This is a genomic window from Oceanobacillus luteolus, assembly GCF_023715655.1.
In the GTDB taxonomy this organism is placed as follows: domain Bacteria; phylum Bacillota; class Bacilli; order Bacillales; family Amphibacillaceae; genus Oceanobacillus; species Oceanobacillus luteolus.
Window position 1 is genome coordinate 1 of the sequence record NZ_JAMBON010000178.1, and the last position, 255, is coordinate 255.

At 39.6% G+C, this 255-nt stretch carries 1 protein-coding gene; it reads left to right on the top strand.

All coding sequences use genetic code 11. From position 1 onward, the window contains the following. Positions 1-233 (top strand): transposase domain-containing protein (locus M3210_RS20270; protein WP_251518122.1); only part of this gene is annotated, 233 nt, incomplete at its 5' end. Between the last annotated feature and the right edge of the window lie 22 nt (positions 234-255).

Here is a 255-nt window from a genome sequence, read left to right on the forward strand (position 1 = left end):
GTGTGATCGGTCGAAAAAATTGGATGTTTTCCGTCAGCGAAGCTGGTGCCGAGGCCAATGCGATTTGTTTGAGTATGGCAGAAACAGCGAAAGCTAACGGTGTGGATTTCTATCAATATTTGGTGAAATTACTAACAGAACTACCAAATCTGGATATCCATCGAACGCCAGAAACTTTAAATAAGTACATGCCTTGGTCGAAGGCGATTCAAGCAACATGTGCAAAAAAATAAAATAACCGTAAATCTGTTTAAA